The 8,562-nt window shown below is 32.3% G+C and carries 11 protein-coding genes; 1 reads left to right on the plus strand and 10 read right to left on the minus strand.

Annotated features, from left to right (window positions below):
- The 4 genes from J2786_RS21945 to J2786_RS21960 all read right to left on the minus strand — a co-directional run bounded on the left by J2786_RS21945 (position 1) and on the right by J2786_RS21960 (position 2,234).
- Positions 1-522: a cyclic nucleotide-binding domain-containing protein gene (locus J2786_RS21945; protein WP_047426351.1), complete on the minus strand. Its 522-nt coding sequence runs from the start codon at positions 520-522 to the stop codon at positions 1-3.
- 68 nt (positions 523-590) lie between these two features.
- Positions 591-923, minus strand: a complete 333-nt coding sequence (locus J2786_RS21950; RefSeq protein WP_047426353.1) for a hypothetical protein — start codon at positions 921-923, stop codon at positions 591-593.
- A gap of 18 nt (positions 924-941) precedes the next feature.
- A complete protein-coding gene (locus tag J2786_RS21955) occupies positions 942-1,589 on the minus strand; it encodes a helix-turn-helix transcriptional regulator (protein WP_047426355.1) in 648 nt (215 codons plus the stop codon).
- Between the two features lie 42 nt (positions 1,590-1,631).
- Positions 1,632-2,234, minus strand: a complete 603-nt coding sequence (locus J2786_RS21960; RefSeq protein WP_047426357.1) for a hypothetical protein — start codon at positions 2,232-2,234, stop codon at positions 1,632-1,634.
- A gap of 251 nt (positions 2,235-2,485) precedes the next feature.
- Here J2786_RS21960 and J2786_RS21965 point away from each other — a divergent pair, with 251 nt between their 5' ends.
- Complete coding sequence (locus J2786_RS21965) at positions 2,486-3,244, plus strand: response regulator transcription factor (protein WP_047426359.1); 759 nt, start codon at positions 2,486-2,488, stop codon at positions 3,242-3,244.
- A gap of 233 nt (positions 3,245-3,477) precedes the next feature.
- Here the strand turns inward: J2786_RS21965 and J2786_RS21970 are convergent, their stop codons facing one another.
- The 6 genes from J2786_RS21970 to J2786_RS21995 all read right to left on the minus strand — a co-directional run bounded on the left by J2786_RS21970 (position 3,478) and on the right by J2786_RS21995 (position 8,330).
- A complete protein-coding gene (locus J2786_RS21970; RefSeq protein WP_185097519.1) occupies positions 3,478-4,275 on the minus strand; it encodes a DUF5694 domain-containing protein in 798 nt (265 codons plus the stop codon).
- 29 nt (positions 4,276-4,304) lie between these two features.
- Complete coding sequence (lanM, locus tag J2786_RS21975; RefSeq protein ID WP_047426361.1) at positions 4,305-5,792, minus strand: type 2 lanthipeptide synthetase LanM; 1,488 nt, start codon at positions 5,790-5,792, stop codon at positions 4,305-4,307.
- Positions 5,793-5,973: 181 nt separating this feature from the next.
- On the minus strand, positions 5,974-6,348 hold the full coding sequence (locus J2786_RS21980; RefSeq protein ID WP_047426363.1) for a hypothetical protein: 375 nt from the start codon (positions 6,346-6,348) through the stop codon (positions 5,974-5,976).
- 62 nt (positions 6,349-6,410) lie between these two features.
- A complete protein-coding gene (locus J2786_RS21985; RefSeq protein ID WP_047426365.1) occupies positions 6,411-6,782 on the minus strand; it encodes a hypothetical protein in 372 nt (123 codons plus the stop codon).
- Positions 6,783-6,918: 136 nt separating this feature from the next.
- Positions 6,919-7,785, minus strand: a complete 867-nt coding sequence (locus J2786_RS21990; RefSeq protein ID WP_156121290.1) for a hypothetical protein — start codon at positions 7,783-7,785, stop codon at positions 6,919-6,921.
- 215 nt (positions 7,786-8,000) lie between these two features.
- On the minus strand, positions 8,001-8,330 hold the full coding sequence (locus tag J2786_RS21995) for an NHLP leader peptide family RiPP precursor (RefSeq protein ID WP_047426369.1): 330 nt from the start codon (positions 8,328-8,330) through the stop codon (positions 8,001-8,003).
- Positions 8,331-8,562: the final 232 nt, after the last annotated feature.

Raw genomic sequence — 8,562 nt, forward strand, 5'->3', positions numbered from 1 at the left:
TTAAACTTCTGAAAATCTGTGAAGTATCTGTCCAAAACGAGCTCCTGCATTGGCAACACCATCCAATACATTCATGTCTATAAGATCTTCCTCCTCAGGATTCCCATATCCTAGCTGGTCTGTTGTTTTACGTAATCTGTTCGAAAGAAATAATGCCAGGGCGTAATAGAAATTGGATCTGAATTCAGGATTTTCTGCCATTCTGGAACTTATTGTATCACGAGAAATCTGATATATTACCGAGGGCCTCGTTACCACCACAGAAACGGATGGCGGCCTTGATTCCAGAAAAGACATTTCTCCGACAATTTCTCCTGCTTCCAGGGTCGCAATACTGTCTCCATTGCTGTTATCTGCATATATGGATAACTGCCCTGATAAAACAATAAATAAACTATCTATTGATTCACCTTTATTAATCAGTGTATAGCCAATGGGTAGTTCTAATTTACTTCCATTATGAATCATCCATTCCACATCTCTGTCATTTAATTGACCTAAGAAAAAAAGTACTCTTTTCATAATTATATTTCTTTTACGGTTATGCTAAATTATTTTGTTTTACGCTGATAGTTTCGCCAAAAAAACTGCTATTCCTGACGTTTATTTATTTTTTGCAAAGAATTATACAATCCTTTATAATCTGTTATCACACGATTGTTACTCTCCTCTGTCGATTTAATCTCTTCCTCCTTATTCATCCTCTGGGGTTTTACCGGGATGTTGATGTACAAATAATCCGGATCTGATTGATCGGTTACTTTAATTTTCTTACCCATAGGAGTTTTTTTTCCAAAAAATTTCTCTAAAGCTTCTTCCGGATGTTCTATTAAATACTTTTTGAAATCTTCATTTTCCCAAGCTTCAGAAATAATTCTAAAAAATGCTTCCTGTCCTTTCTTTTGTTCTTCTGTTAAGTTCATATTTTTGTTTTATACCTGTTATTCTAAAGAGTTTATGAGTTCTTTAGGGGTAATATTATATTGATCTGCAAATAATCTGGAAAAGTAATGCACATCATTATACCCTACTGCATATGCAATTTGAGAGATAGATTTTTGTATATAGTCATCTATCATCTGTTTAGCTTTATGAAGTCGCAAGACTCTTATATATTTATTGGGAGTCAGATACACCAGATTCGCAACCTTTCGGTGTAACTGCCTTTCACTCACTGCCATTTTATAGGAAAGCTCATAAAGGTTTAATTCATTCTGGTTCAAAGAGCCAAAAATTTCTTTTTCTAAGTTGACAAGCCAATCTTGATCTACTTTTGCTATTTTCTGGGGATTAATCTCGTCTGTGCACAACCCGCGAACATTTTCATTGGATTCGTAGATATCAAAAATTTCCGGCCGGCCACGAAATGTCAGATTCAATGTTTTTGCCTTTGTTTTCAGCATCATTTCTTCAATGATGTCACTTATTTCCTTGCTGCTTGAAAATATGATTTCATCCTTTTTTTCTTTATGATGTAAAGCTGTGCTCTTGCTTACTGTAATGATATTCTCTAGCGGGTTTTTAATGTTCAGGATAATCTGTTCCAAGACATCAGGAGAATTCCAGTCTATCGTTTTTGTTGTATTCATTTTAAAAGGGGGATTTTATTTAAACAGTTTTGTAATTTCATTTTAGCTAACCAGATATCTGTTAGCATCATAAAAACCTTTTAGCCCTTCATAATTCATGGATACAGGAATGGTTTCGGATCCAAGATAATTAATAGAATCTCCTATCACATCTGCTTTTATACCCATCAGGTTCATTACTCTTAAAAGCTTGCTGTCGCATTCTGCAAATGCAATACTATTTTTGTCATTACAAATTGGGGTAATGGCAGAGACCATTAATCTTTTAAACAATGTACGGTCCTGATTGGTTTTGTTCGTTGCAAATCTTCCAATATGCCATACTGAAGAAGCATTTTGGGAACAACCAATATCTAAAGGGTTGATATTGAATAGTTTTTGAATAGGAAGTGTAGTTTTGTAATCCCACTTAATTACTCTTATAGAGCCCTGAATGCTTCCCATTGTATCTTTTACAATAAAAATTTCAGAATTTTTGAAATAGCTTAATTCTTCATTATATACATCTTTCACGTCATTTTGAATTTCCATTTCTGGTATGACATTATCAGAATGATGATTGAAGTTTTCTTCTACTACAAATTGAGCGAGCTCCGCGAGCTGCTCCAGCTCTAACTGATTTAAGTAATTTTGTGTAATTCTCATGGCTTAGTTGTTTTTAACAAATCTAGTTGGCAGGGATGTCAATTCCACTACACCATATTGTAGTATTCAACTGAGAACCAAACAACTACACTTTGGTGTAGTAATCCGGTTTTTCTTTATAAAAACTTAATCCCCATTTAGGGATTTAAATAAATAACCATGATTTAATGTGAAAAAGAAAAATTTTACACCATAATACCACTTATTATGTTCATTTTATATTATTTTTGTATAAAACTGACAAAATAAGCATGGATGAAAAGGATTCTTTCTTTAATCATAGGAATACAATAAGCAGCGTAACAGAAGAGGAGAAGGAACAACAATTCAGTTATCTGGAATCGATCAAGGCATTTTCAAGAGCCACCTACACAAGTATTTATGTAATTGACTATATGAAGCAGGGGTTTGAGTATGTTTCGGACAACCCGCTTTTTCTTTGTGGCAATACTCCAGAACAAGTATTGGAGATGGGATATGCTTTTTATTTTAAATATGTTCCTCAAAAGGACCTGGAACTCTTGTTAAAGATCAATTCTGTAGGATTTGATTTTTATGATAAGATTCCTCTTGAAAAAAGGCTTGATTATACCATTTCTTATGATTTTCATATTATAAACAAGGAAAATAAAAAGATCTTGGTTAATCAAAAATTAACGCCTTTATTTCTTAATAAGGATGGAAAAATATGGAAGGCAGTATGTCTTATTTCCATCTCTTCAGAGAGAGACTCCGGGAATATTAAAATATATCAAAACGGAGAAAATAAAGTCTATCATTACAGGCTGGATCAAGATATATGGGAAGCTGAAAAAAAAGCTGTTTTATCCAAAAGAGAACTGGAAATCTTACAGCTTTGTGCAAGAGGCTTCACAATCAATGATATAGCAAAAGCTATATTTATTTCTCCGGATACGGTAAAGTTCCATCGAAGAAAATTATTTGAAAGACTGGAGGTAAGCAGTATTACGGAAGCTATTGCCTATGCTACCAACAATAAATTGATTTAGTGTAAGAAGATCTCCCGTATAATTTGATAAACAGGGCAATAAAAATAATATCGTAAGAATAAGCTCTTTTTCCCCGGATGTATTTTCTGATACAAAGATTATGTCTCGTGAAAAATTCTTTCTGCGAAAAACAAAAACCTCTTATCTAAAATGAATACTCCATGGTTTAAAGAAAACCGGTGGATAGAAGTGTTTTGGCTATTAACGGCACAATAATGATCTTGCGTTACAACTTATAAAGAGCTATTTTTTTTCAAATATTGTGAAGTTTCAACAAGTTCATACTTAGGACTTCTTTTTAAGAACTCATTAAGAAACGCCGTGTGAGTAGCGCCCATAATGATCAGAACCCGATCATCTTTTGTAACAGGAAGCTGGTTTAAGTTTGAAAATATTCTTAAATTTCTTTTATAAAATTTACTTGCTTCATCTGCTCCTTCAAAATTTCCTTTAGTGCTGTTATAAGCTAAAATATCAGCATTAATGTTAATCAAACCTTCTAAAGTCTCTTTTGAATTGAAAAAAATTAATTTTTCTAACGTCGATAAGCTTTCAACTTTAGCAAATTTTTTAAAAAGGTTAAGCTTATAGTTCCTGGAGGTCAAACTGTCTACTTGATTTTTCAATTCTTCTCCAATATTATAATTGTACATTGCCGTTTCCTTATCATCAATTCCATAGATCGTTTTTACCCCTGAAATTTTTGCCACTTTATAGGCTAATGCTTCTATTTCACCCTTATACTTGGTCTTATATTTTCCGTCATTTAAAAAATTAGAATAATCTTTATTGAGATCTTCATTATTATTCGGAATGATTTCTACACAAATCATTGTCGGTTTAAAATCTGCCAACATATTAATTATAGCATCAATCTCAACATTGCTCTTGTCTGAGTGGTATTTTACCTTGTTGGCATCACTAGTATTTCCCATATGGAATACCCCTAAGTTCAAAACTTTAGATTTTTGTCCAAACAGATTAAACCAACCCAATACTATGATTAATAATATAATTTTTCTTATTTTCATAACTTTAAATGGTGTTTAGCTATAAATATCTACCTAAGCTGTTCAAGTATTACTTTCTTCTGGAACTCCAGATCCTCCTGAGAAAGCTTGTTTAATTTTCTTTCGATGTTTTCTACCGCACTAAGCTCAAAAAAATCTTTTACAACCCCGGATTCTGTGTGTAAATCTCTGGATGATGTATTCACCTCAAAATAAGGAATATCTCCTCTTAACATTTGAGCGATTTCATGTTGTAGAATAAAACGTAAATCAGAGTCTTCAGGAATATCTTTAAAAGCAATGGAAAGATAATCTTCAATTCTTTGTGTGTATTTTTTCCTGTCCTTTTGATTGTTTGGTAAATTCATGACGTTTAAAATTTTACCATATACATTGGTCGAACGCCATATATACCTCACAGGAAGGTTATTGAATTTTTGAATGGGTGAACGATCAGATAGTAAAAATGCTTTTTCACTTAGAAACAGGTTATAACATTTTTCAAAACCTGATATAAATTGATCGGAATATTCATCCACGAACACATTCTTACCGTTCAATGTGGGAATATTATTCTGAATATAATCTACTTTGACTGATTTATATTCCATTTTCCAGTCTTTTGTAAATTTATTGACCCCTTCTTTTTTGGTAACAAAGGCATGAGTGTTTTTTGAATATCCCAAACCACACATCCCTGCCGGAATAAATTTCGCGTCATTCCCAAAAGGTAAAAGTGCACAAGTAATGACAGTATCCTGTTTATCTATATTTTCTAAATTAAGGGTATCAAAGGATTTGAAATTATCTCTCAGATGTTCCGAAATCTGTGGCTGTATTGAAGTTTCATGATCAATAACTACAGGTGTATCGCCATTGGCGATAAGATTTTCAGCATGAAAATCAGTAGAATTTAAAAGATAAAGAATACACAATAAGTATCCGGCTCTTTCATAATAACTCTTTATTTCATTTTCTGAATTGCATGGTTTTCCCAATACAAATTCCTGCCAGTGATACTCTTTTTTATTGAGTATCTGATATTTGTAATCACCCAGAGATAGATGACTATTAATCCAGTCCAGGAATTGAAAAAGAGAATTGGAAATTGCCGCATTAGTAGGCTTGAAAACCAATTTATTTCCGTTTTCTAAAAAAACCATAGAGGTTGAAAAACCATTATGAAAATCACCTTCCCCTATTTTAATGTCCTGAACTGCAATAGATTCATTTTCAATTAACAGATGGTCAAATAATTCTGCAGAACAATCTTTATATGATTCAATGATCTTGGTGTATTGATTGTGAATTTTATTTTTCTGCAGAGGTAAGTACTCGTCCAAAACAGGAAATTGACGACGAATGTTTTGCCAGTTATCTTTTATTAAATATTCAAAGAAATCTTCAAAAGTTGATTCATTATTATTTCTAATAAATTCAGGCAGCATCCTTGTGATATTTCTCTCATAAACAGAGCATAGATAAGAAGTCATTCTATCTTCAACAAAGGTGGGCTCTTTTAAAGTGGAATTGGTCATTTTCTATTAGTTTTTTACTATTTATACCGTTCTTAAAGACTTTTATTTTCTAAATGGATTCAATGCGCTTCAGATCATTTTGTACCACCAGAAATTTTAAATAACAGAAATGATTTTAAATAAATAAAAAGAGAATGTGCATTCTCTTTTTATTTATTTGTTCAGTTTTACATGAAAAATACTATCCGATTGTAGTTCCAGTATCTTCAGTCAAACCGTTTCCAAAGCAGCTTAAGAACTGGCAGCTTCCGATTGGAACTGTTTTACCACCTGCAACCATTCCTAATTCTTCTTCTGATAATTCAAATTCTTCAATATCACCTCCAAATAGAGCATATGAAAGATATGATAGGTTGATGTAGTAAGTATCATTGTCTACTTGATCTACAACTACGATTTTTTTGTTTCCTCCAAGAGTAAAATCTGAATGAAGTTCTTTAATTGCCTCAACAGGGTTGTTTACTAATCTTGCTTTGTAATCTGCATCGTTTAAAGCTTTAAACATTACTTCTCTAACTAGTTCTTTTTTCTCTTCTGAGATTGCTTGATAACTCATAATTTTTGATTTTTTAAATGTTAATATTAATTTTTTTTGATTATTTATTTATTGTGTCTAGATTATACTATTTCTGCGGATGGTTCAGTGATACTACCTCCAAAACAGCTTAAGAACTGGCAGCTTCCGATTGGAACTGTTTTACCTCCTGCAACCATTCCTAATTCTTCTTCTGATAATTCAAACTCTTCAATGTCTCCTCCAAATAAAGCAAAGGAAAGATATGATAGGTTGATGTAGTAGGTATCATTATCTACCTGGTCTACAACAGCGATTTTTTTGTTTCCTCCAAGAGTAAAGTCCGGGTGCAATTCTTTGATTGCCTCAATAGGGTTACTTACTAATCTTGCTTTATAAGCTGCATCATTTAAAGCTTTGAACATAACGTCTCTAACTAGTTCTTTTTTCTCTTCCGAGATGGCTTGATAACTCATAATTTCTAAATTTTTAAGTTTTAATGTTTATTTTATTTTTATAATCTTTATTTTAGGTGCACACTGCTCCGGAGAAAGCTTTTCCAAGCGCCTTCCGGACAACAATTATGACTTATATGATAGGTGATTCTTTTAGTTAAAAACTAAAGAGATATCTTTTAATAATCCCCCGGGAGTTTGTTTCCATGGATAGGAATAAACTAGAGAAAAGGGGCTTAAGGATGGAGAGATATTTTGATTCTATGGCTTTATCTTTCCATTTATTAATTTGCACTTCATCAAACTTTTGGAATGAGTAAAGGGAAAATTTCATATCAAAGAATTGTAATATCAGTTGTATCTCCGGATCTTTTATTTTGTTTCCTTTAATTCCGGCAAATGCTAATGAAAAAAGCCTTTGTTCGTCTTCATTATTTTTCGTCAAGGTGATAATCGCTTTTATAACGATAGCTACCGTTTGACAGACATTAATCACCTCACTTTCTTTTTCAATGTTAAAATTATTTGTCCAATAACCTACAGTGTAGTCAAATTTGTCTCCATCAATTAAATATTTTAACATATCATTACACAGGCTGCATGCGCGATCTACTTCATTAAATAAGAGATGGGTCTTGATTATATTTTGTATCTGCAGTGTTTTATGTGTAAATAATTCAGGGTACTTTCCCAAAAGATAATCATCATTTTGAATAGCTAAATGAGAGTAGTGAACTGATTTTTCATAATTATTCAATTTATAATGATAAAGTGCCATTATTGGATAATACCCCATTTGTAAAATGGCCTTTTCATTCTCATTAAGGTCTAAGGTCGTTATACATTGATTTATCTTCGTACACGTCTCTTCGGATCTTATATCTTTTTTTTGTAATTCGATCGCTAGGTTGGAGAACAATAAAAATAATTCATTGGTTATCTCAACATTCTGTGTTCTTACCTCCTGGTCAATAAGTTCAGTTAATTTTTCTCTGGTTAATTTTTCCAATTTTAACAGTGGCATGTCTTCCTTTTGAAACATAATCTCGAGAAAACTATTTATTGTTTGCATAGAATACTTTGAATGTAGTGGTCTTTCCAAAGTGTTTTCTAAATTCCGACTAACCATCATACTATTAAAATTACATGTTAAAATTATTTTTAAGTTCTCACTGTTATTTATTCTGAGCAGTCATGGACTAACAATTTTCTTGTTCCCTACTCCATGACATTGCTTTTTTATATTTTAATACAATTTTTAAAAGCCGGGAATAAAGAATCTGTCAAATCTTTCCAAATCATTTGTCCTCCTCCCGCAATTATTTCCAGCTGTTCTTCTGTCAGTTCCGTATTTTCCAGCTCAGGCTCTGCCGGTATATTCAGATACACTTTAGATTTATCCGTCTGATCAACAACAACCAGCTCTTTTCCCTCAGGCAAAACCACTACTACACCTGTCAGTTTTTCTATTGCTTCTATCGGGCTTGAAAGTAGTTCTTTTCTAAATCCCGCATCTTCCCAAGCTTTAGATATGACTGCCTGTATAATTTGTTCTTTTTTGTCTTCCATAACATTGCCATTTTGTTGATGTAAAGGTAAAACGCTTTCTTTGTATAGATTTGCCAAGTTTTACTTCAAAACTGTCAGCTTTATTTCTTTTTGTCAATTATCTTTTTTTAACGTCTGCTCCTGACAACTTTCATTTTAATAAGGTAAAAGTAGAAAGTATTTTTTCTATAAATTGGCCAAGTTTTGCTTTAAAACTGTCAGCTTTATTTCTTTTCCCTCAGTTATCATTTTT

Origin of the sequence: Chryseobacterium vietnamense, from assembly GCF_031454475.1 — a bacterium.
Classification (GTDB): domain Bacteria; phylum Bacteroidota; class Bacteroidia; order Flavobacteriales; family Weeksellaceae; genus Chryseobacterium; species Chryseobacterium vietnamense.

Coding starts and splice junctions, on each gene's coding strand:
- J2786_RS21945 (WP_047426351.1), bottom strand. CDS start 522: ATGAAAAGAGTACTTTTTTTCTTAGGTCAATTAAATGACAGAGATGTG.
- J2786_RS21950 (WP_047426353.1), bottom strand. CDS start 923: ATGAACTTAACAGAAGAACAAAAGAAAGGACAGGAAGCATTTTTTAGA.
- J2786_RS21955 (WP_047426355.1), bottom strand. CDS start 1,589: ATGAATACAACAAAAACGATAGACTGGAATTCTCCTGATGTCTTGGAA.
- J2786_RS21960 (WP_047426357.1), bottom strand. CDS start 2,234: ATGAGAATTACACAAAATTACTTAAATCAGTTAGAGCTGGAGCAGCTC.
- J2786_RS21965 (WP_047426359.1), top strand. CDS start 2,486: ATGGATGAAAAGGATTCTTTCTTTAATCATAGGAATACAATAAGCAGC.
- J2786_RS21970 (WP_185097519.1), bottom strand. CDS start 4,275: ATGAAAATAAGAAAAATTATATTATTAATCATAGTATTGGGTTGGTTT.
- lanM (WP_047426361.1), bottom strand. CDS start 5,792: ATGACCAATTCCACTTTAAAAGAGCCCACCTTTGTTGAAGATAGAATG.
- J2786_RS21980 (WP_047426363.1), bottom strand. CDS start 6,348: ATGAGTTATCAAGCAATCTCAGAAGAGAAAAAAGAACTAGTTAGAGAA.
- J2786_RS21985 (WP_047426365.1), bottom strand. CDS start 6,782: ATGAGTTATCAAGCCATCTCGGAAGAGAAAAAAGAACTAGTTAGAGAC.
- J2786_RS21990 (WP_156121290.1), bottom strand. CDS start 7,785: ATGCCACTGTTAAAATTGGAAAAATTAACCAGAGAAAAATTAACTGAA.
- J2786_RS21995 (WP_047426369.1), bottom strand. CDS start 8,330: ATGGAAGACAAAAAAGAACAAATTATACAGGCAGTCATATCTAAAGCT.